This window comes from Streptomyces sp. NPDC048623 (genome assembly GCF_040650755.1).
Lineage (GTDB): Bacteria > Actinomycetota > Actinomycetes > Streptomycetales > Streptomycetaceae > Streptomyces.
On record NZ_JBEZHV010000021.1, the window covers coordinates 1 to 22,298 of the forward strand.

Consider the following 22,298-nt stretch of genomic DNA (forward strand, 5'->3'; position numbering starts at 1 on the left):
GCCGGGCCGGGGGCCGGGCCGGGGGCCGCGCCCGCCGCCTGGCCCGCGCCCGATCTGCTGCCCCGTACCCCGCGCGGCTTCCTCGGGCGGGAGCGCCGGCCTCGGAAGGACCACGATCCGGCGTACGGGATCAGGCGTTGACGCAGGTGTTGCCGAAGGCCGGGTTCAGCGCGCCGATGATGCTCACGGTGTTGCCGCAGAGGTTGATCGGGACGTGGACCGGGACCTGCACGACGTTGCCGGACAGCACGCCCGGGGAGTGCACGGCGGCGGCCTCGGCACCGGCGTCGGCGGCGGCGACACCCGCGGCACCGGCGACGGTGGCGGCGGCGCCGACGGACAGAGCAACAGCCTTCGCGATACGGGACATGGAGAACGTCTCCTCGATCGATTTTCAACTCGGACGGCGCGGACGGTATTGCCCGGCTGCATCAACAACGCCGCTGGATTTCATCGGTTGCTCTCCCGAACGGGTGACGTTCAACCGATCTTTGGGCCATAGGAGGGTCATTCGAGTGACCGGGCCCAGAAAGGCGCAACACGCTCAACGAGGAACGTGCCCACCGGATACGGAAGTTAGCGTTGGTGAGCAGCTGATGCTTACTATCGCCCGTCGCGGGCGTTATAACGTTTCCGGACGTTGCTTCCGGTCCCGTCGCGCGTTCATCCATTTCGCGCGGCCGACATCTCTCTCCCCTCCCCCGGTCACCACGGGTCTTCCCTTCTCTCTCTCATCAAAGCGGAGAACCTGTATGCGGAATTCAGCGGTTCATGCCGTTCGTCGGGGTCTGGTGTGTGCCTTCTCGTGCGCGGCCCTCTCCGCCGCGCTCCCGGTCGCCTCGGCCGTCGCGCCCCCGGTCGCGGCGCAGCCCAAGGAGGCCGCCCGACTCCCGTTCGCCCCGAGGTTCGAGGCGGTGCAGCACGGTGGGGTCGTGCGCGCCGCCAACACCTCGGCCACCGGTGCCGCCGGCGCCGGGTCCGTCAACGACGGCGCCGCCCTCGCGTACGTCGACGTCGACACCGACCCCAACACCTACAACTCCAGCCGCGCCGAACTGCGCGTTCCCGCCGGGGCCCGGGTCAGCTGGGCCCGTCTGTACTGGGGCGGGAACCTGCGGGCGGGCGAGCAGAAGCCGCCCAAGGACAACGGGCGGGTGCTGATCGCCGAGCCGGGCGGCCAGTACAGGGCGCTGCTCGCCGACACCACGATCGGCCACCGCACCGCCGACGGCGCCGACGCCTTCCAGGCCTCCGCCGATGTCACCGAGCTGGTCCGCTCGTCCCGTCCGGGCCTGTGGACGGTCGCCCAGGTGAATGTCGCCATGGGCCGCTCCGCCGTGGGCGGCTGGGGCGGCTGGACGCTGGTCGCCGCGTACGAGAAGGCCGACGAGCCGCTGCGCCGACTGGCCGTATGGGACGGGTTCGAGGCCCTCGGCCCGAAGAACCAGGAGCTCGGCGTGCCGCTCGCGCTCGGCGCGCACCGCATTCCCCAGGGTGCGGACGGCAGGCTCGGATTCGTCGGCTACGACGGCGACCGGGGGACTTCCGGGGATTACCTGGCGGTCGAGACCGGCGTGGCGAAGAGCGCGAAGGGCGTCACGCGCACCGTGCTCTCCGATTCCGCGAATTCCGCGGACGACGTGATGAACTCCAGCATCACGGAACCGGGAACAAGTCGGATGGAACGACTGCCCGCTCATCAGAACACCCTGGGGTACGACTCGGACGTCTTCGATCTGCGGGGGGCGCTGCGCCATGGGGCCGATCGTTTCCACATCCGCCTCGGGAGCCGGAAGGACGCCGTCTGGCTCGGCGTGCTCTTCCTCCAGGCCGACCTCGAACAGCGGCCGGGCCGAGGACGGCCGAGCCCCGGACGGCCGGTCCCCGGACGGACGGTCCTCGGAGAGCCGGGACTCGAACAGCCGAGCCTCGGGCAGCCCGTCCTCGGACAGGCCGGCCCAGGACGCCCGCTCCTCGTCGCGCCCGTCCTGGAGGCGGAGGCCGACCGGGACTGACCCCCGGCCCGACCCCCGCGACCGCCGGCCTGACTCTCGGCCCGGCCCCCGGCCGGACGTGCTGCACGCCGTCCAGCCCGGTGACGGCGGGGTCGCCCGGGTCGTCACCGATCTGGTCCGCGGGCAGCTCGCCGCCGGGCTCCGGGTCGCCGTGGCCTGTCCGCCCGGCACCGAACTCGCCGCCGCGGTACGGGCGGAGGGCGCCGTCGCGTACGACTGGCGGGCGGGCCGCGAGCCCGGCCCCGCGCTGCTCCGGGAGACCCGCGAGCTCGGCCGGCTGCTGCGGGCCGTGCGGCCCGCGCTCGTACACGCGCACAGCGCCAAGGCCGGCCTGTGCGCCCGGCTCGCGCTGCGCGGCCGGGTGCCGACGGTGTACCAGCCGCACGCCTGGTCCTTCGAGGCCGTCGGAGGGACGACCGCGGCGCTCGCCCGCGGCTGGGAGCGCGCGGCCGCCCGCTGGACCGCGCGGATCGTGTGCGTCAGCGAGGCGGAGCGCCGTACCGGCGAGGACGCGGGCGTGCGCGCCGCCTGGTCGGTGATCCACAACGGGGTGGACGCCGCCCGCTTCGCCCCGCCCACGAGCGCGGAAGCCCCGGGCCCGGAGCGCGAACTCCCGGGCGCCGGGCCCCTGGTGGTGTGCGTGGGGCGGCTGTGCCGGCAGAAGGGGCAGGACGTCCTGCTCGCCGCCTGGCCGGCGGTGCTCGCCGCCGTACCGGACGCCCGCCTCGTCCTGGTCGGCGACGGCCCGGACGCGGCGGCGCTGCGGGCCGCCGCGGCCCCGTACCCCTCGGTGCACCTCACCGGCGCGGTGGCCGACCCCGCGCCCTGGTACCGGGCCGCCGACCTGGTCGTCCTGCCGTCCCGCTGGGAGGGCATGGCGCTCGCCCCGCTGGAGGCCATGGCGAGCGGCCGGCCCGTCGTGGTCGGCGACGTGGACGGCGCGCGGGAGAGCCTGCCGCCCGGCCACGCCGAGCACTGCCTGGTCCCGTCCGAGGACCCCGTCGCGCTCGCCACCGCGCTCGGCCGGCTTCTGGGCCGTGCCGGGCTGCGGCACTCGCTGGGCCGGACGGCCCGCGAGCACGTACTCAGCAGATTCGATGTGCGGCGCACCGGCGCGGCCGTCGCGGAGCTCTACCGCGAAGTGGCCGGAGTGCGGTGCACGGAGCACAGAGAGCCGATCGCCCAGTGACAACCGAAAGCACCAGCGTTCCCTCCTCGCCGGGCCCGTGGCCCGCGGCGGGCCACTTCCCCGGTCGAGGTCCTGTCCGGAGTTCCGGCGCGGGAGAAGGAGCGGCTCCCCCGGAGCTGCGCCTGGGCGGTGCCCCCAGCGCCGTCGAATCCAAGGCGGAGGATGGGGGTACCGCCCAGGCCGACAGGCCGAGGGGGAGAGGCGGCGCGGAGGGGGCGCCTCCCGTGCCCGAAGGGCTACGGGGGAGTCGCCGGCTGACGACGACGCCGGAGGCGGCGGTGCTGGGGGCACGCCCCCTGGCTTCGCCGGGGGGAGCCCCACGCAGGCGCGGCTCCGGGGGAGTCGCGACGCCGCGGGGGAACTCCCGGCAGGGCCGCCTGGCCTCCCTGACGGCGCCGCGCGCCGTGTCCGGCCGGCTCGCGCTGCCACTCCCCCGGCCGGTACGGGCCCGCTACGCGGCCGTACCGCTGGTCGCCGCCGACGCGCTGGCCGTACTGGCCGCGGTCGCCGTCCTCTCCGCGGCGCACCGGCGCTGGGAACTGGCGCTGCCGGTCGCGGTCCTGGTCGTCGTGCTCGACGGGCGGGCCGGTCTGCACCGTCCCGCCGCGCTGCCGGCCGGGGTCCTGGACGAGGTGCCGGCGCTCGCCGCCCGCGCCGGGTTCGCGTGGTGCCTGACGGCCGCCGCCGTCGCCGCGTACGCCCCGGCGCTCTCGATCGGACCGCTGCGGCTGTGCGCCGCGTACGCCACCCAGGTGGTGACGGTGGGCGTGCTGCGCGGCCTGTGGCTCGCCCGGCGCCGCCGGGTGGCCCGGGCGCATCCGCGCTCGGCGCTCGTGGTCGGCGCGGCGGGCCCGGCCCGGCGGTTCGCCGCCGCGCTCGCCCAGCACCCGGAGTACGGCATCCGGCCGGTCGGCGTCGTCGCGCCGCACGCGGACGGCGAGCAGGGCGGCCTGCCGGTCCTGACCAGCCCCGAGGACGTCCACCGGGCGGTCATCCAGAACACGGTGCGCGACGCGGTGCTGCTCGCGGACGACGCGGAGGACACGACGGACGAGGGTCTGGTGACTCTGTTCCAGCAGTACGGCTGCGCCACCTGGCGGCTCGGCGGGGACCCGGCCGGGCGGCCGATGGGCGACCACCTGTGGGGCCACGGCTGCCGGCTCCTCATCCCGCTCGGCGAGCGGCGCGGGCTGACCGCGAAGCGCGCCCTGGACGTGGCGCTCGCCGGGCCCGCGCTCGCGCTCGCGCTGCCGGTGCTCGCGGTGTGCGCGCTCGCGGTGCGGGTCGCGGACGGGCCCGGGGTGCTGTTCCGGCAGGAGCGGGTGGGCCAGAACGGGCGCCTGTTCACGCTGCTGAAGTTCCGTACGCTCAAGCCGGCCGACGAGACGGAGTCGGCGACCCAGTGGAGCATCGCGAACGACCGCCGGATGAGCGCGGCCGGGCACTTCCTGCGCAAGACCTCGCTCGACGAGCTGCCGCAGCTGTGGAACGTGCTGCGCGGTGACATGAGCCTGGTCGGGCCGCGGCCCGAACGCCCGTACTTCGTCGCCCAGTTCAGTCGGATCCACGTGGGCTACGCGGCCCGCCACCGGATGCCCGTGGGGCTGACCGGGCTCGCCCAGGTGCACGGCCTGCGCGGCGACACCTCGATCGAGGACCGCTGCCGCTTCGACAACCACTACATCGACCACTGGTCGCTCTGGCAGGACGTCTGCATCCTGCTGCGCACGGCGGCCGGGCTCGTGCGACCGACGGGAAGCTGACGATGACGACAGTGGCGGTCGCCGTGCCGGGCTCTGACGCGGACGCGGGCTCGGACGCGGATACAGGTGTACGGGAGTGGGCGCGGCGCGCCGGGGCGCTGTCGCCGGTGCTCGCGGTGATCGCCCTGCTGCTCGTGCCGGGTGGCGGCGGCGCGCAGGGCGGGACGGGCGGCTCGGGCACGGTCGCCGACGCGGCGTCGGGTCTGCTCGTACTGATCTGTCTGGTCCGGGTGCTGCGCGGCGGGGCCCGGCCGCTGACCCGGTCGGCGGCGGTGGTGCTCGGCCTGCCGGTGCTCGGCGTCTGTCTGGCCGCGATCACCTCGAACGACCCGGGCGCGAGCCTGCCGGGCGTCGCCCGCTACCTCCAGATCTTCGTGCTCGTCCCCGCCGCCGTGCTCGTGATGATCCGCGACCGGCGGGACTTCGCCGTGGTGGCGTGGGCGCTCGTCGGGCTCGCGCTCGTCGAGGGCGGGGTGGGCGTGCTGCAGTACCTGACCGGCACCGGCGCGTCGTACCAGGGCGCGGACATCCGGGCGGTGGGCACCTTCGGCGCCACGGACGTCATGGGCATGGCCACGGTCGTGGCGTACGGGCTCGTCATCGCGGCGGGTCTGGCGCTGGGGGGCCGGGCGGGCAGCCGCAACCGGACGGCGGCGCTGCTGTGCGTGGCCGTGCTCTTCGTCCCCCTGGTGCTGTCCTTCAGCCGGGGCGCGTGGATCGCGACCGTGCTCGCGCTCGGGCTCCAGCTGCTCCGCTCCGGCGTGCGCCGGGCCGCGCGGGTGGCCGTCGCGGGCGCCGCGCTCGGGGTGGTCCTGGTCGGCGGCTTCGGCATCGGCTCCGACATGGTGAAGGAGCGCCTCACGAGCATCACCCAGGTGACGGCCGCGCCCGACCAGTCGGTGACCGACCGGTACACGATGTGGGCGGCGGCCGGCCGGATGTGGCGCTCCGAGCCGCTGACCGGCGTGGGCCTCAAGGGCTTCCCCGCGTACCGCGACTCCAACGCCTCCCTCGCGCTCTCCTCGGGCAGCGACACGGCAGGCGCGGGCGCCGCCTTCGCCCGCCAGCCGCTGCTCTCCCCGCACAACATGTACCTCCTGGTCCTCAGCGAGCAGGGCCTGATCGGCCTGCTGACCCTCGCGGGCAGCTGGGTGGCGCTGCTGGTCGCGGCCCTGTGCCGGCGCAGGCCAGGTCCTGTCCGGAGTTCCGGCGCGACGCCGCGGGGGAACTCCAGGCAGGACCTGAACGCGGACTGCGCCCTGGTCGCGTTCGGCCTGCTGGCCTGGCAGCTCATCGACTTCTTCTACGCGGACATCGGCGGCCCTTCGACCGTCCTGATGTCCGTCGTCCTCGGCCTCGCGGCCTGGTGGTCCCTGTCGGAGGTACGCGATGCCTGACTCCTGGCCCGCCTCCCGCCACCCGACGGACACCCCGCCGGCCGGCCTGGACCTGGGCCCGACGCGGGCGGCGCCGCCGCCCGTCGAGCCCGGCACGCGGGGCGGCCGGGCAACGGGTGGTGGCGCGCCAGGGGTTGAGGCGAGCGGCACGGTGACTGCCGGCGCCCACACCTCCGGCGCTGGTGCCCCCGGCCATGCCGGGGCACCCCGCGGCGGAACGCCCGCGCCGGGGAGCGGCGTCTCGGTGACACCCGACGGCTGGACCGCCGGCGGCCACGCGCCGAGGGATCCGGGGGCGCCCGGCGGCCGGGTGGGTGGCGCTCGCGCCTCCGGCGGCGAGGCGACCGGTGGCCTGGGGGGCTGCGGGGCCGTCGGCGACGGGCCGTGGGGCCCTGCGTCGGACGCCACCCTCCAGCTGCGACTCCCCTACTCCCTCGCCGACCGGACTCCCCCCGTCGGGTCCGGCGATCCCTGGTCGCTGCTCGCGCCCGTCGATCCGCTGTGCGATCTGCCGGTGGGGCTGCCGGGTGGGGGCGGGGAGCGCGGGGGCGGCGGGGACGGGGGGCCGGCGGATCCGTGGGCGGCTGGGAGCGGGGCCGATCTGCTGTGCGGGACGGAGCCGCGGCGGCCGGTCGCCGCCGAGACGCCGATGCCGATGCCGGGGGACCCGCGGCCGGGCGTGCGCGATCCGTGGGGCGTCGCGGGGGCGACCGACGGGCGGACCTGGGCCGGCGGGGGGCGGGTGGTACGGCGCGGGCCGGCGCCCATCACCAGCAGGTCCGTACCGGACGTGGCGGCCCGGCCGCCGCTGCTCGGGGGCCGGCCGCTCGGCCACGGCGCGCGGCCCGTCGCCCAGACGGCCACGCAGCCGGTCGCGCAGCCGGAGACGCGGGCCCGGCACGCGCGGCGGCGGACGAAGTGGTCGCCGTCGGGCCGGTTCCTGCTGCGGGCCGCGGCCGTGACGGCCGCGCTGACCGCCGTCGGCGCGGTCCTCGGCCTGGTCCGGGACCAGATCCTGGCCGGGTACTTCGGCGCGGGCGCCGAGACCGACGCGTTCCTGGTGGCGTGGACGGTGCCGGAGTTCGCGTCGACGCTGCTCATCGAGGACGCGATGGCGCTGATCCTCGTGCCGGCGTTCTCGCGGGCCCTCGCCCGCCGCGCCGGCACGCTCTTCGGCGACCCCGTCCGTACCCTCGTACGCGCCACACTCCCCCGCCTGGTCCTCGCCGTCGCCGCGGTCGCCGCGCTCCTCGTCCTCTTCGCCCCGCTGCTCGTCTCGACGCTCGCGCCCGGCCTGCCGGACCCCCGGCTCGCCGTGGACTGCACGCGGCTCACCGCGACCTGCGTGCTCTCGTTCGCGCTCGCCGGTTACTGCTCGGCGGCGCTGCGCGCCCACGGCTCGTTCCTTCCGCCGGCGGCGATCTACGTCGCGTACAACGTCGGCATCATCGGCACCACGCTCGTCCTGCGCGAACCGCTCGGCGTGCGCTCCGCCGCGGCCGGCGTCGCGGTCGGGGGTGTCCTGATGGTCCTGGTCCAGGCGCCGTCGCTGCTGCGCGAGCTGCGCTCCCGGCCGGTCCCGAAGGCCGAGCCGAAGCCCGTACCGGCGAACGGCGACAACCGTCTCCTGGTCCTCGGGATGATCGCGCCGGTCGTCGTCTTCGCGCTGACCCGCCAGTCCCAGATCCTCGTCGAGCGCTTCCTCGCCTCCCCGCTCCCGCCCGGCGCCATCTCGCATCTGAACTACGCGCAGAAGGTCGCGCAGATGCCGATGATCCTCTCCCTGATGCTGTGCACGGTCAGCTTCCCCGTGGTCGCCCGGGCCCTCGCCTCCGGCGACGCGGAGGGCGCCCGCCGCCGGGTCGAGCGGGACCTGCTGCTCGCCGCCGTCGTCGTCCTCGTCGGCGCGTCGACGGTGATCGCCGCCGCGCCGCAGATCGTCGGACTCCTCTTCCAGCGCGGCGCGTTCGACGCCGGCGACACCGCCGCGACCGCCACCGTGATGCGGGTGTACGCGCTCGGTCTGCTCGGCCAGACGATGGTGGGCGCCTTGGTCCGCTGCTACTTCTCCGCCGTCCGCCCGCTCTGGTACCCGGCCGCCGCGATGGGCGCCGGGCTCGCCGCGACCGCCGTGACCGGGGCGGCCGTCGCCCCGCTGTGGGGCGCCGCCGGCATCGCGGGGGCCAACGCGTTCGGCATCACGCTGACCGCCGTGATGCTGCTGCTCGGCGCGCACCGGCAGTCCGTGCCGGTCGACGTGCGCCGGCTCGGCGAGGGCCTGCTGCGGCTCGCCACTGCCGGCGCGTGGGCGACCGGCGCGGGCTGGCTGTGCTCGGTGGCGATCGACTCGCCGCTGCTCTCGCTGACCGTCGCCGCGCTGGTCGTCATCGGCGTCTTCCTGCTCTTCGTCGCGTGCGCCGCCAAGGCGCCCGAGATCCCGCCCCTGCCCCGCACTCCCTGTCGACCGCTGCTCCGACCGCTGCCCCGACCCCTCCGAAGGACCCCCCATGCCCGCCCCCGCCGTGCTGCGTCGTCTGCTGCCGAAACCTCCCCTGTGGGTCGCGATGTACCACTCGATCGCGGTCGCACCCGATGATCCGTACCGGGTGACCGTCTCCCCCGTACGCTTCGCCCGCCAGCTGCACTGGCTCGGCGACCGGGGGCTGCGCGGGGTGTCCGTACGGGAACTGCTCGCGGCGGCCGCGAAGGGCCGGGAGCGCGGGCTCGTCGGGCTGACCTTCGACGACGGCTACGCGGACTTCGTGGAGTCGGCGGTGCCGCTGCTCCGGCGGCACGGCTTCACGGCGACGGTGTACGTGCTGCCGGGGCGGCTCGGCGGCGACAACGCGTGGGACGCGGAGGGTCCGCGCAAGCCGCTCCTCGACGAGGACGGCATCCGCCGGGCGGCCGCCGCGGGCATGGAGATCGGCTCGCACGGACTGCACCACGTGTCGCTGACGGAGGCGGACGACGCGACGCTCGCCGCCGAGACCCGGCACAGCCGGGAGCTGATCGAGGACATCACCGGCGGCCCGGTGGACGGCTTCTGCTACCCGTACGGGGCGGTCGACACGCGGGCGGTACGGGCCGTCCGCAAGGCCGGTTACGCGTACGCGTGCGCGATCGACCCGGGCCCGCTGTCCGGCACGTACGCGCTGCCGCGCGTCCACGTCGGCGAGGAGGACACCTCCTGGCGGCTCACCGCGAAGCGCGTCCTCCACCCCCTGCGGCGGCGCCGCCCTGCCGACCTGCTCCCCGCGCAGGGCGGGCCGGCGGACCGGGCGGTGCTGTCGTGAGCCCGGACCTGAAGGTGCTGCACATCATCACCGGGCTCGGGATCGGGGGTGCCGAGCAGCAGTTGCGGCTGCTGCTCCGCCATCTGCCGGTGCAGAGCCGGGTGGTGACCCTGACCAACCCCGGCGCGGTCGCCGACGGCATCGAGGCGGACGGCACCCCGGTGACCCACCTCGGCATGACCGGCAACCGGGACGTCGGCGCGCTGCCCCGGCTCACGCGCCTGGTCCGGCAGGGCGGTTACGACCTCGTGCACACGCATCTCTACCGGGCCTGCGTGTACGGGCGGATGGCGGCGCGGCTCGCCGGGGTGCGGCCGGTGATCGCCACCGAGCACTCCCTCGGCGCCCACCAGATCGAGGGCCGCCCCCTGACCGCCGGAACCCGCGCCCTCTATCTCGCGACCGAGCGCCTCGGCACCTCGACGGTCGCCGTCTCCCCGAGCGTCGCCCGCCGCCTCACCGCCTGGGGCGTCGCCCCCTCCCGCATCCAGGTCGTCCCGAACGGCATCGAACCCGCCCGCTTCGCCTACGACCCCCACGCACGCGAGGCGGCCCGCGCGGCCCTCGGGCTCCCCGCCGACGCCTTCGTGGTCGGCGGCGTCGGCCGCCTCACCCCCGGCAAGCACTTCGACCGCCTCATCCGCGCGGTGGCCGCCGTCCCGGACGCCCACCTGCTCCTGGTCGGCGACGGCGACCGCCGCACGGACCTGCTCCGCCTCGCCGCGGAGTGCGGGGCGGCGGACCGGGTCCTGCTGGTGGGCGCGGTGGAGGACCCACCGTCGGGGCGGAGTCTGGGCGCGGTCCCAGTGGTCCGCCCGGCGGCGGGCCCGACCGCGGGCTCGGGGGCACGCCTGACAGCGGGAACGGCCACGGGCTGGGCCGAAAGCCCCGGCGTGGGCGCGGCGCAGGCCGCAGGCCCCGGCACCGGTCCGGGCTCAGGCCCGGCCGGAGACTCGGCCGCAGGCCCGACCGTGGCCCCTGCTGCTGGTCCGGCCGCAGGGCCCGGTGTCAGTCCGGGCGCATGCCCGACAGGCGGTCGGGGCACAAGCCCGGCCGGGGTTCTGGCCACGGGCCCGGTGATGAGCCTGGCGGCGGGAGCCGCCGCGGCACAGGCCGAAGGCCGGGCTGAGGGCCCCGGTGTCGGTCCGGCCACAGGACCAGCCACACGCCCGGCCGGAGACTCGGCCGCCAGCCCGGCCGCGGGCCCGGTGGTGAGCCTGGCGGCGGGAGCGGCCGCGGCGCAGGCCGCTGGGTCCAGCCTCGGGCCGGCGGACGGTCCGGCCACGAGCCCGGCCGAAGGCTCGGCCTCGGGTCCAGCCATGAGCCTGGCCGCAGACCCGACCGCGGGTCCCGTCACGGGTTCGCCCACGAACCCGGCCCCTGCCATGGCACCGGCCGCAAGTCCCGCCGCGGGCACCGGCGTCGGTCCGGCCACGGGCCCGGCGCCCGGCGCGGCGGGTGGTCCCGCCGGAGACCCCGGCCTCGGGCCGGCGGACGGTCCGGCCACGAGCCCGGCCGGCCGCCCGGCCGCCGGATCCGCCGGGCGGCCCGGGCTCCCCGCTCTTCTCTCCGCCATGGACGTCTTCGTCTCCACCTCCCCCGACGAGACCTTCGGGCTCGCCGTCGTCGAGGCCCTCGCCGCCGGGCTGCCCGCGTTGTACGTGGCGTGTCCGGCGCTCGACGATCTGCCGCCGGAGGCCGCGCCCGGGGCGCGGCGGGTCGGCGGGGGGGTGCCCGAGCTGGTCGGGGCGTTGTGGGAGGAGTTCGGGGCGCGGGCCGGGCGAGGCGGCCGGCTGGCGGCGCCGGAGGCGGTCCACCGTTACGACATCGCGCACAGCGCCCGGCAGTTGCTGTCCCTCTACCACCAGGCCGTCAACGGCCTCCACCCCGTGAAGTGAGAGCTGCGTCATGACCACCACCCCGCCACGATCCTCCCTGCTCACCCCCGCCCGCTGGATGGTGCTGCCGGCCGCCGTGCTCGCCGGTGCGGTCCTCGGCGGCGGCTACGGCGCCCTGAAGACCCCCCAGTACGCGGCGACCAGCTACGTCATCGTCGTACCGGGCGAGAAGTCCGACCCGTCGGCCGCGCTCGGCTTCGCCCAGGCGTACGGGCGCGTCGCCACGGACATCGCGGTGACCGGCGACGCCCAGGTGTGGGCGGGCGTGTCCGCGGACACGCTGCGGCAGAACGTCCAGGCGTCGACCTCCCCCGACGCGCCGATGATCTCGATCACCGCCCGGTCGGCGAAGCCCGCCACGGCCGTGTCCATGGCCGACGGCGTGGCCCGCGCCCTCGTCACCAACAGCACGCACGTGGCCGCCAACACCGGCGTGCAGGTCGTCCAGTTCTCCCGGGCGACCAAGCCGCAGCAGCCGGTGTCGCCGTCCGCGCCGCTGTCGGCGCTCGTCGGCGGCTGCGCGGGCGGGCTGCTCGGCGGCCTGGTGCTGCTCGTACGGCCGAAGCGCGCGGCCTCGCGGACCGAGGCCCGCCACTCGCGGCAGCCCGCGGCCACGGGCGCGGGCGCGGCCCAGGTCCCGGGCCCGGCGGGCGCCGCCGCACAGCAGCCGGAGGCGGTGTGAAGGGCGGAACGCTGCTGACCGAGATCGTCCGGGACGCCGCCGAGTTCGGGCGGCTCGGCCCGGAGTGGACGGCGCTGTACGGGCGGTGCGCCACGGCCACCCCGTTCCAGTCGCACGCCTGGCTGCACTCCTGGTGGCTGTCGTACGGGCGCCCCGGCGCCCTGCGCGTCGTCCTGGTGCGGCGCGCCGACGACACCCCGGTGGCGGCCGCGGCGCTGATGCGGGCGCCCGGGCCGCTGCCCGTGCTCACCCCGCTCGGCGGCGCCATCACCGACTTCACCGACGTCCTCCTCGACGACGCGTGCCCCGAGGCCGCACCCGCCCTCGCGGCCGCGCTCGCCCGGGCGGCGCGCGGCGCGGTGATCGATCTGCGCGAGGTACGGCCCGGGGCCGCGGCCGAGCGCGTCTACGGGGCCTGGTGCGGCCCCCGGCGGCGGCTCGCCGACTCCCTGTGCCTGGAACTGCCCGCCGTCCCCATGGAGTCCCTGCTCGCACGCATCCCCTCCGGGAAGGCCCAGCGGGTACGGGCCAAGCTGCGGAAGATGGACGCGCTCGGCATCGACGAGCGGATCGTGCCCGCCGCGGAGGTGCCGGTCGCCCTGGAGCGGCTGCTCCGGCTGCACCAGCTCCAGTGGCGGGGCCGGGGCGTGACCGCCGAACACACCAGCGAGCGCTTCGCGCAGCACCTCACCCGCGCGGTGCGCCCGATGGTCGAGCGCGGCGACGCGATGGTCACCGAGTTCCGGCTCGGCGACGCCGTGGTGTGCGCCGACCTCACCCTGATGTCGCCGCGGCTCGCGGGCGGTTACCTGTACGGGGCGGACCCCGAGCTGCGCGCCCGCAAGGTCGACGTGGCCGCGATGCTGCTGCGCCACGGCGCCCGCGAGACCAGCGCGAGCGGCCGGGCCACGCTGAGCATGCTGCGCGGCACCGAGCCGTACAAGCACCACTGGCGGCCCGAGACCGTCCCGAACCAGCGCCTGCTGCTCGCTGGTCCCGGCTCCGCCCCGCTCCTCTGGCTGCGCGCGGGCGCGGCGAACGGGCGGCGCTGGGCGGCCCGTCAGGCGCGGGAGCGGGAGTGGGTGGGCCGGGTGGCCGAACGGCTGCCGGGCCGCCGACAGCCGGGGACGGAAACGCCGAACGGCGGCGGAGGATGAGTTCCTCCGCCGCCGCGGCGGGCCGTCACCGGACGGGCGTCAGAAGGGCCAGACCCCGTTCAGGGCCCCCTTCCAGTCGATCTTCAGCCCGTCCTGCCAGCCGACGGCCGGCTTGGCGGGCTTGGCGGGCTTGGGCGCCTTGGGCGGCTGGGCGGGGATGCTGGGCATGGCCGGGATGGCCGGGATGGCCGGGATGGCCGGAATCTCGGGCCGCGCCGGCACCGCGGGCATGGCGGGCTCCTTCAGGGCGTCCTTCCAGGAGTTGCTCTTCGGGACACAGATCGGACCGCCGATCCAGCTCTCGACCCACGAACCGAGGTTCAGCTGCCAGCAGTCGGGCTTGGTGGGCTCGGGCAGAGGCTGGGGTTCGGGCTTGGGTTCCGGCTTCGGCTCGGGCTTGGGTTCCGGCTTCGGCTCGGGCTTGGGCTCGGGCTTGGGTTCCGGCTTGGGCTCGGGCTTGGGCTCGGGCTTCGGTTCCGGCTTGGGCTCAGGCTTGGGCTCGGGCTTCGGTTCCGGCTTGGGCTCAGGCTTGGGCTCGGGCTTCGGTTCCGGCTTGGGCTCAGGCTTCGGCTCGGGCTTCGGTTCCGGCTTGGGCTCAGGCTTCGGCTCGGGCTTCGGTTCCGGCTTCGGCACCGGCACCGTCGGGTCCACCGGATCCGTCGGGTCGACCGGGTCCACCGGGTCCGTCGGGTCGACCGGGTCCGTGGGCTCCACCGGGTCCGTGGGCTCCGTCGGCTCCACCGGGTCCGTCGGGTCCGTCGGGTCCGTCGGCGTCGTCGGGACCTCCGGCTCCACCCCGTACAGCATCTGCCGGAACACCAGCGAGGACCGCGGGTTGTCCTCGCACTGCCAGACGCCGTGCGGACAGTAGTCGGTGATCGTGTGGTACAGCGGCGGGTGCAGCTTCATCCATTCCAGCATGCGCCGCATGTATTCGGGGTTGTCTCCGTTCCGGAACAGACCCCATTCCGGATAGGAGGTCCGCTTCCCGTGCGCCGCCGCGAAATCCACCTGCGCCTGGAGCCCGTACGGTTCGCTGACGTGCTGATCGAAATCGGCGCCCCTCGGCTGGTCGTAGGAATCCATGCCGATGATGTCGACGACGTCGTCACCCGGGTAGCAGTCGGTCCACGGAATCGCGTCGTGGCCCCGGCTCGGGTTGAAGTCGAAGCGGAACTTCTGGCCCGGCACGGAGCGCATCGCGCCGACGATCCGGTTCCAGTAGCGCTTCCACGCCGTCGGGTCCGGCGCGCACCGGCTGGTGTACGTCGTGCCGTTCATCTCCCAGCCGAGGACGATCACGGTGTCCGTGGCGTCGAGGTCGACCAGGCGGCGGGCGAGGGTGCGGAAGTGCTCGTCGTAGTAGCCGGCGGCGCCGAGCTGGAGCTGGCGGCGGACCTCGTAGTCGGAGACGCCGTCCTCGTTCCGTTCCAGCATCGGCACGTTGAGGACGAACATCCGGTCGGTCCGTGCCTTGCGCCAGGCCGCCCAGGCGTCGAGGAAGCCAGGCGGGCCCTCGATGTTCGACCAGCGGTCGCCGGGGAGGTACGTGTGGCCGACGCGGAGTTCGTGTCCGCCGAGCCAGCGCTCGAGCTGGGCGATACGGGCCACCCCGAGGGGCCCGGATTCGAGGAACGCCCCCATGGCGCTGGAGAGAGTCGGTTGGGGGTCCCGGGTCGTTACGGATGCGGCGGAGTGAGCGTGAGCGGGGGACGACAGCACGACAGAACCTGACGCAAGGAGACCGGCGGTGAACACCCCCAGCCACACCCTCGAAGTTCTGCGGATTTGGTTGCCCATGGCAGCTTCTCCTTCTCTCTCGCGCCGCATGATGGACCGTCAGTCAGATCTTCCGAAAGTATTCCTAATGCGCCGACCGAGAACTCCGCTCCTCTCCGCTCAATAGTCCATTTGAGGATTCCTCATCGCCCAATTGGGGCACCCGAGACGAAGGACATGCCGTGCCGAGTTTTGACACCCGCGTCCCCGCGGTCCTTGTGCGGCTCGACCCGAACCCCTTTCACCACGGCACGCTCGGCGCCGTGCGCTCCCTGGGGCGGGCGGGCATCGCGGTCCACGCGGTCGTCGAATCGCCGGCCAGTCCGGTCGTCCGCTCCCGCTATCTCCGCGGCGTGCACCAGCGCCCGGCCGAGCCCTCCCCCGCCGCCCTCACCCGGCTCCTGCACCGGATCGCGGACGGGCTTCCCCACGACTCCGACCGGGCCGGCGGGGTCGGCGGGGTCGACGCGCCCGGTGGGGCCGACGGGTCGTCACCTCCCGCGCTGCTCGTGCCGCTCGACGACATCACCGCGCTCGCCCTCGCCGAGTGCCGGCCCGAGCTGGCCGGCCGCTTCCTGCTGCCCGACCAGTCCCCCGAGCAGCTCGCCCGGGTCGCCGACAAGGCCCAGCTCGCCGGGACCTGCCGGGACCTCGGCCTCCCCCATCCCCGTACCGAACTCCCCACCAGCGCCGACGAGGCCGCCACCATGGCCTGGTCGCTCGGCCTGCCGGTGGTCGCCAAGTGGAGCCGGCCATGGCTGCTGCCGGCCGGCGGCGGGCTGCGCAGCACCGCGATCCTCGGCTCGCTCGCCGAGGTGCGGGAGCTGTACGCGCGCGGCCCGCAGGCCGGCAGCCGGCTGCTGCTCCAGGAGCTGCTGCCCGCCGGGCGGGATCTCGACTGGTTCTTCCACGGGTACGTGGACTCCGCGGGCGGCTGCTCGACCGGTGCCACCGGCCGCAAGGAACGCTCCTGGCCCGACGGGGCCGGGCTCACGGCGGTCGGCCGGTGGACCGCGAACCCGGCCGTCGACGCGGCGGCCCGGGAACTGCTCGCCGCGCTCGACTACCGGGGCGTGTGCGACCTCGACTTCCGGCTCGACCGCGACACCGGCGCGTACCACCTGCTCGACTTCAACCCGCGGCCCGGCGCCCAGTTCCGGCTCTTCGCCGACCGGAACGGGCTCGACGTGGTGCGGGCCATGCATCTGGACCTCACCGGCCGCCAGGTACCCGCGCACCTCCCCTCGTACGGGCGCCGCTTCGTCGTCGAGAACTACGCGGCCCTGTCGTACGTGATCTCGCCGCGCCGCCGGTACGCGCCCGAGCCGACGGGTCGCCGTCTCGGCGAACCAGGCCGCCGCGGCGGTGCCGAGGCGGCCTGGTTCGCCGCCGACGACCTCGGGCCGGCCCTCGCGATGCTCCGGGCCTGGCTCGCCCACGTCCTGCGCAAGGGCCTGCTGATGCTGCGCCGGCCTTTGCGCGGCGGCCCCCGCATCCGGCTGCGGCGCCCGGCCGCCGTGCCGCCGCAGCCCTCGGCCCGTACCTCCACGGACCGGATGACCCAGCGATGACTCACTCCATCAGACCTATGAGACCGATGACTTCGAAGGCGGAACGCGCGATGTACGACCTGGTGATTGTGGGAGCGGGGCCCTACGGGCTCTCCGTGGCCGCCCACGCGGCGGCCCAAGGGCTCAACATGCGGGCCTTCGGCCGCCCCATGGCGTCCTGGCACGCCATGCCCTCGGCGATGTACCTCAAGTCCGAGCCGTGGGCCTCCCATCTCTCCGACCCGGCGGGCGCGTACGGGCTCGACGCCTACGCCGCCGCCAAGGGCGTGCGCGCCGAGCACGGGGTGCCGCTGCCGGTCGGCTTCTTCGCGGCGTACGGCGACTGGTTCGCCCGCCAGGCGGTGCCGGAGCTCGACGAGCGGCTGATCACCACGGTCGCGCCGGATCCGGCGGCCGACGCCGGAGGCGCCGACGGCGGCGGCTACGCGCTCACCACGGAGGACGGCGAGACCGTCCGCGCCCGCACGGTCGCGCTCGCCGTGGGCGTGCTGCCCTTCATGGAGATCCCCGGGCCGCTGCGCGGGCTGCCGCGCCGCCACGTCACCCACTCCAGCCACCACGGCGAGCTGGACGGCTTCGCGGGCAAGGACGTCACCGTGATCGGCGCCGGGCAGTCGGCCCTGGAGACCGCGGCCATCCTCACCGAACAGGGCGCGGTCGTACGGATCCTGGCCCGCTCCGAGCGTCTGAACTGGAACACCGTGCCACCGGCCCTCGACCGCGGCAGCTGGCGCTCCCTGCGCTCCCCGCACACCGGGCTCGGCTGCGGCTGGCAGAACAAGCTGTACGCGGACACCCCCGGACTCTTCCGGCGGCTGCCCGCCGTCACCCGTGAGCGGATCTTCGAGTCCGCGCTCGGCCCGGCCGGCGCCTGGTGGCTGCGCGAGCGGTTCGCCGAGGTGAAGGACGTACGCCTGGGACACGAGGTGGCGTGTGCGACGGTCACCGCCGACGACCGGCTGCGGCTCGACGTGACCGGGCCCGACGGGATGCCGGACGTCCTTGAGACCGACCATGTCGTCGCGGCCACCGGTTTCGTGCCGAGCCTGGACCGGGCGGACGTGCTCGCGCCCGAAATCCGCGACGGGCTGCGCCGGGTGAGCCCGGGCGGGGCGCCGGAGGTTCGGGCGCTGTTCGAGTCCTCGCGGCCGGGCCTGTTCCTGGCCGGGCTGCTCACGGCTCCGTCGTACGGGCCGTCGATGCGCTTCGTGTTCGGCGCGGACTACACGGCGGGGCGTCTGGTGAAGGGGGTACGGCAGCGGCTGCGGGCCTCCGGGCGGGGCGCGTCGGTCGGCGGGTCCGTGGGCCGGCCTCGTACGGGAGAGGAGCGGGTGACGACCCCCGCCGCCTGAGGCGCCTCCTGAGGCGATGCGAGAAGACCGGCCCCGGGGAGTGTGGTGGACACTCCCCGGGGCCGGCCGGGTGCTGCGTGTACCGCTGCTTCAGGCGTGCTGCGTCAGGAGTTGATGCAGACGTTGCCGAAGGACGGGTTCAGGATGCCGATCAGGTTGATGCTGTTGCCGCAGACATTGGCCTGCAGGTGGATCGGGACCTGGATCACGTTGCCGGAGAGGACACCGGGCGAGCCGACGGCGATGGCGTCGGCCTCCGCGTCGGCCATCGCGGGAGCGGCGGCACCGAGGGCCATGAGCAGACCGGCAACGGCCACAGCGGCCTTCTTGCACTTCATTTCGTCTGGATCCTTTCTGCGGCGGAAGAGAATTCACGGCTTTCGCGAGTACGGGGGCCACACGTGCCCCCGCCTTCCACTGCACGGTTCACCACGACCCTGCCATGAAAAGGAAAACGTCGGATGGTCCGACCGGCTCGGACCGGCTCCTTTCACTCCATTGCCGCGCATCGGAATCCGTCAGCGCGGCCAAATAGGTGTTCTCATGAGCCGTTCCCACTCCCGGTCCGGCACTCCGGGCACCGCCCGGCCTGCCTGTTCCCACTGGCGGACGAGCGAGGAATAGAGCGGGAAGGGCTCGCGCTCGGGCGGCGGGTCGGGCACATAACGGCTCTTCGGAATGAAGGCCATGCGCTCCCATTTCCCTGGATCGGGGGCCATATTCGCTCCTTTCGCCGATGTTCCGGCATCATGGCACAGGCGTCGCGGGAGAGTGATTCGAACTGCCGATGTCGCGTCGCGTACCTGTGTGCGAGTTCGTCCGAATTAACGTTCCTTCATGAATTCCCCCCACTCCCCCCGCCGCCGTCGGAGACGAGCGCTGCTCCTCCCCACGGCCCTGGTCGCACTCGGTGCGGCCACACTCGGCGCGGCCACGGTCGACGCCGCCACACTCGGTGCCACCGCGCTCTCCGCCGTACCGTCGGATCTGCCCTCGCCGGAGAAGGGCCTCAATCTCCTGGTGGTCGGCGTCGACGGGCGCAGGGCCGTGACCGCCACCGAGAAGAAGAAGTACCGGCTCGGCAGCCGCGAGTGCGCCTGCACCGACGTGATCATGCTGATGCACGTGTCGGCGAAGAACGACCGGGTGAGCGTGGTGAGCCTGCCGCGCGACTCGCTCACCGAGTTCCGCAAGGGCCATGTCGACCGGCGTACGGGCGAGAGGCACGAGGCCCACCCGTCGAAGATCAACGGCGCCTGGGCGGAGGGCGGTTCGTCGTTCACCGTCGAGACCGTCGAGGCGATGACCAAGGTCCCGGTCCACCGCTATCTGGAGATCGACTTCCGGCGCTTCATGGACACGGTGAACGTCTTCGACCAGGGCCTGCCCGTCTGCACCAAGAAGCGGCTCAAGGACAAGGTGACCGGGATCGACCTCAAGCCCGGCACCACGACGTTGCGGGGCGGCGAGGCCCTCCAGTACGTCCGCTCGCGCCGCGCGGACGGCAAGATGGACTTCGGGCGCATCCAGAAACAGCAGCTGTTCCTGGCCAATCTGCACCGCAGTCTGCGCGACGGTCTGACCAGGAGCCCGAGGGCCCTGAAGGCCTTCGCCTCGACCGTACGGGGCAAGGGGAAGGCCGAGCGCGGGATCTCCGTCGCGGAGCTCGTCGACCTCGCCGGCCGGCTGAAGAACCTCACCCCGGCCCGTACGGAGTTCGCGGTCGTCCCCGTCCACGGCTTCAACCCGGACATCGAGGGCGTCGGCTCGACCCTCGAGTGGGACGGGGAACAGGCCTCCGGGGTGTTCGCGGCGATGCGTGCCGACAAGGCGCTGCCGAAGGCCCGGCCGGAGCCGATGAGCGAGATCCCGCGGGGCCTCGGCGAGTACAAGCCGGTGAAGGGCTCCTCGCTGCTCTGCAAGTGAGCTCGGTGAGCAACCTCTGCGGGTGAGCTCTGTGAGCAACCTCTGCACGTGAGCTCCGCGCTGAGCTCCGCAGGTGACGCGGCGCCCCTCCGGGGTCAGCCGCGGAGCCTGCGGGCGAGCAGCTCCGGGTCGGTCGCGGGCGCGTCGCACACGAAGTGCCGGCAGACATAGGCGGCGGCGCGCCCGTCGACCAGCGGCCGGTCCTTCAGCAGCGGGAACTCCTCGCTGTCGGGCAGCCCGGCGGCGAGGACCGCACCGGGCGTGGCGGCGTGCAGGGCGGTACGGCGCAGGGCGCGGAAGCCCTCGTCGTCGGGGGCGCCGACCACGGCGATCTCCCGCGGCCCGTCGAGCAGCGCCTCGGCGACGGCCAGACCCCAGCCGATGAACCGGGGGGCGCGCGGCCCGAGCGCCTTGACCACGCCGAGCGCCCGCTCGGCGGCGGTCCGGTGGGCCTCGGAGCCGGTGTGCGCGGCGTAGGAGAGGAGTGCGCCGGCGGCCGCGGTCCAGCCGGACGGGGTGGCGTTGTCGGTGGGGTCCTGGGGGCGGCGGATCAGCTGCTCGGCGTCGTGCGCGGTGTCGTAGAGCGCGCCGCCCTCGGCGGTGAAGCGGTCGAGCACGAGGTCGAGCAGGAAGCCGGCGAACTCCAGCCACACGCCCTCGCCGGTGACGGACGCGAGCGCGAGGAAGCCCTCGGCGACATCGGCGTAGTCCTCCAGGACCCCGTCGTTGCCGCCCGCGCGCCCGTCCTTGGAGGTACGGGTGAGCCGGGCGCCGTCGTCGAGGTGCACCCGGACAAGCAGGTCGGCGGCCTCGGTGGCGCGCTCGACCAGGTCGGGGCGGTCGAGCAGCGCGCCGGTCTCGGCGAGGGCGGCGACGGCGAGGCCGTTCCAGGCGGCGACGATCTTGTCGTCGCGGCCGGGCCGCGGGCGCGCCTCGCGGGCGGCGAGCAGCCGGGTGCGGATGGAGGCGATGCGCTCGGCGTCGGCGAGGGCGCCGTCCTGCGGGAGCTGGAGCACCGAGGCGCCCGCCTCGAAGGTGCCCTCCTCGGTGACGCCGAAGTAGCGGGCGGCGTGCCGGGCGTCCTCGGCGCCGAGGACCTCTTCGAGCTGCGCGGTCGTCCACGCGTAGTAGGCGCCCTCGACGTGCTTGCCGGTCCCGTCATCACTGTCCGCGTCGAGCGCGGAGGCGAAGCCGCCCTCGGGGGTGCGCAGTTCGCGGACCATGAAGTCGGCGGTCTCCAGGGCGACCCGCCGGGCCAGGTCGCTGCCGGTGACCCGCCACAGGTGCGCGTACACCCGGCAGAGCAGGGCGTTGTCGTAGAGCATCTTCTCGAAGTGCGGCACGACCCAGGCGCGGTCCACGGCGTAGCGGGCGAAGCCGCCGCCGAGCTGGTCGTAGATGCCGCCGCGGGCCATCGCCTCGCAGGTGTCGGCGGCCATCTGGAGGGCGCCCTCGGAGCCCGTACGGGCGTGCAGGCGCAGCAGGAACTCGAGGACCATCGACGGCGGGAACTTGGGGGCGCCGCCGAAGCCGCCTTCCCTGGCGTCGTACTCGCGGGTGAGGGCGAGCAGTGCCTGCCCGAGCTCCTCCTCGCCGGGGACGCCCTCGCCGCCGTACGCGAGGGAGCGGGCGGACAGGTCCTCGACGATCTTCGCCGCGACCTCGGCGACCTCTTCGCGGCGCTCCGTCCAGGCGCGCGAGACGCCGTCGAGGACGTCGCGGAAGGACGGCATGCCGTGCCGGGCCTCGGGCGGGAAGTAGGTGCCGAAGTAGAAGGGCTCGGCGTCCGGGGTGAGGAAGACGGTCATGGGCCAGCCGCCCTGGCCGGTGGCGGCCTGCACGGCCTCCATGTAGACGGCGTCCACGTCGGGCCGCTCCTCGCGGTCCACCTTGACGGCGACGAAGTGCTCGTTGACCAGGGCGGCGGTGGCCTCGTCCTCGAAGGACTCGTGGGCCATCACATGGCACCAGTGGCACGAGCTGTAGCCGACGCTCAGCAGCACCGGGACGTCACGGCGGCGGGCCTCGGCGAAGGCCTCGGCCGACCAGGGCCACCAGTCGACCGGGTTGTCGGCGTGCTGGAGGAGATAGGGCGAGGTCTCATGGGCCAGTCGGTTCGGCATGGGCCCATCCTCGCGCACCCGGCGCGGCGGCGGGCGCGGAAACACCGCCCGGTGCACCGCCCGTACGCCATGGGTGCGTGGAGCGGGTGCGGGTGGGGCAGGGATGGCGGGGACACACGGGGAAGCGGCCCCGCTCCTCGCACTGGCTCT

Annotated in this window: 14 protein-coding genes and 3 pseudogenes; 13 read left to right on the forward strand and 4 right to left on the reverse strand. The window is 74.8% G+C overall.

What is annotated here, in order from left to right; all coding sequences use genetic code 11:
* Positions 1–130 precede the first annotated feature (130 nt).
* On the reverse strand, positions 131–370 hold the full coding sequence (locus AB0C73_RS26505) for a chaplin (RefSeq protein WP_362534788.1): 240 nt from the start codon (positions 368–370) through the stop codon (positions 131–133).
* 421 nt (positions 371–791) lie between these two features.
* On the opposite strand from AB0C73_RS26505, the gene AB0C73_RS26510 reads away from it, so the two are divergent.
* From AB0C73_RS26510 to AB0C73_RS26555, 10 genes and pseudogenes are all read left to right on the forward strand, one after another.
* The gene (locus tag AB0C73_RS26510) at positions 792–2,015 is read left to right on the forward strand and encodes a DUF3344 domain-containing protein (RefSeq protein WP_362534791.1); all 1,224 of its coding nucleotides are present in this window, start codon (positions 792–794) and stop codon (positions 2,013–2,015) included.
* A gap of 58 nt (positions 2,016–2,073) precedes the next feature.
* Complete coding sequence (locus tag AB0C73_RS26515) at positions 2,074–3,204, forward strand: glycosyltransferase (RefSeq protein ID WP_362534793.1); 1,131 nt, start codon at positions 2,074–2,076, stop codon at positions 3,202–3,204.
* Positions 3,205–3,608: 404 nt separating this feature from the next.
* Positions 3,609–4,967, forward strand: a complete 1,359-nt coding sequence (locus AB0C73_RS26520; RefSeq protein ID WP_362534796.1) for an exopolysaccharide biosynthesis polyprenyl glycosylphosphotransferase — start codon at positions 3,609–3,611, stop codon at positions 4,965–4,967.
* A gap of 2 nt (positions 4,968–4,969) precedes the next feature.
* The gene (locus AB0C73_RS26525; protein ID WP_362534799.1) at positions 4,970–6,364 is read left to right on the forward strand and encodes an O-antigen ligase family protein; all 1,395 of its coding nucleotides are present in this window, start codon (positions 4,970–4,972) and stop codon (positions 6,362–6,364) included.
* 742 nt (positions 6,365–7,106) lie between these two features.
* Entirely contained in the window at positions 7,107–8,960 is a 1,854-nt protein-coding gene (locus AB0C73_RS26530; RefSeq protein ID WP_362535169.1) for a lipid II flippase MurJ, read from the forward strand.
* Entirely contained in the window at positions 8,872–9,660 is a 789-nt protein-coding gene (locus tag AB0C73_RS26535) for a polysaccharide deacetylase family protein (protein ID WP_362534802.1), read from the forward strand. The genes AB0C73_RS26530 and AB0C73_RS26535 overlap by 89 nt, the downstream gene beginning before the upstream one ends.
* An 8-nt stretch (positions 9,661–9,668) precedes the next feature.
* A pseudogene (locus AB0C73_RS26540) lies at positions 9,669–10,421 on the forward strand (glycosyltransferase); the annotation flags it as partial.
* A gap of 774 nt (positions 10,422–11,195) precedes the next feature.
* Positions 11,196–11,558: pseudogene (locus AB0C73_RS26545) on the forward strand (glycosyltransferase); the annotation flags it as partial.
* A 10-nt stretch (positions 11,559–11,568) separates the two neighbouring features.
* On the forward strand, positions 11,569–12,240 hold the full coding sequence (locus tag AB0C73_RS26550; protein WP_362534804.1) for a lipopolysaccharide biosynthesis protein: 672 nt from the start codon (positions 11,569–11,571) through the stop codon (positions 12,238–12,240).
* Positions 12,237–13,397, forward strand: a complete 1,161-nt coding sequence (locus AB0C73_RS26555; protein ID WP_362534806.1) for a GNAT family N-acetyltransferase — start codon at positions 12,237–12,239, stop codon at positions 13,395–13,397. The genes AB0C73_RS26550 and AB0C73_RS26555 overlap by 4 nt, the downstream gene beginning before the upstream one ends.
* 777 nt (positions 13,398–14,174) lie before the next feature.
* Here AB0C73_RS26555 and AB0C73_RS26560 read toward each other — a convergent pair.
* A pseudogene (locus tag AB0C73_RS26560) lies at positions 14,175–15,041 on the reverse strand (glycosyl hydrolase); the annotation flags it as partial.
* A 317-nt stretch (positions 15,042–15,358) separates the two neighbouring features.
* On the opposite strand from AB0C73_RS26560, the gene AB0C73_RS26565 reads away from it, so the two are divergent.
* Together AB0C73_RS26565 and AB0C73_RS26570 are read left to right on the forward strand one after the other, a co-directional pair.
* Complete coding sequence (locus AB0C73_RS26565) at positions 15,359–16,747, forward strand: ATP-grasp domain-containing protein (RefSeq protein ID WP_362534809.1); 1,389 nt, start codon at positions 15,359–15,361, stop codon at positions 16,745–16,747.
* Positions 16,748–16,797: 50 nt separating this feature from the next.
* Complete coding sequence (locus AB0C73_RS26570; protein WP_362535171.1) at positions 16,798–18,099, forward strand: FAD-dependent oxidoreductase; 1,302 nt, start codon at positions 16,798–16,800, stop codon at positions 18,097–18,099.
* A 104-nt stretch (positions 18,100–18,203) separates the two neighbouring features.
* On the opposite strand, the gene AB0C73_RS26575 is transcribed toward AB0C73_RS26570, so the two are convergent.
* Positions 18,204–18,437 carry a chaplin gene (locus AB0C73_RS26575; RefSeq protein ID WP_362534812.1) on the reverse strand — a complete coding sequence of 78 codons (234 nt, stop codon included), beginning with the start codon at positions 18,435–18,437 and terminating at the stop codon, positions 18,204–18,206.
* A 499-nt stretch (positions 18,438–18,936) separates the two neighbouring features.
* On the opposite strand from AB0C73_RS26575, the gene AB0C73_RS26580 reads away from it, so the two are divergent.
* Entirely contained in the window at positions 18,937–20,025 is a 1,089-nt protein-coding gene (locus AB0C73_RS26580) for an LCP family protein (RefSeq protein ID WP_362534815.1), read from the forward strand.
* A gap of 95 nt (positions 20,026–20,120) precedes the next feature.
* Here AB0C73_RS26580 and AB0C73_RS26585 read toward each other — a convergent pair whose 3' ends face one another.
* Entirely contained in the window at positions 20,121–22,148 is a 2,028-nt protein-coding gene (locus tag AB0C73_RS26585; RefSeq protein WP_362534818.1) for a thioredoxin domain-containing protein, read from the reverse strand.
* Positions 22,149–22,298: the final 150 nt, after the last annotated feature.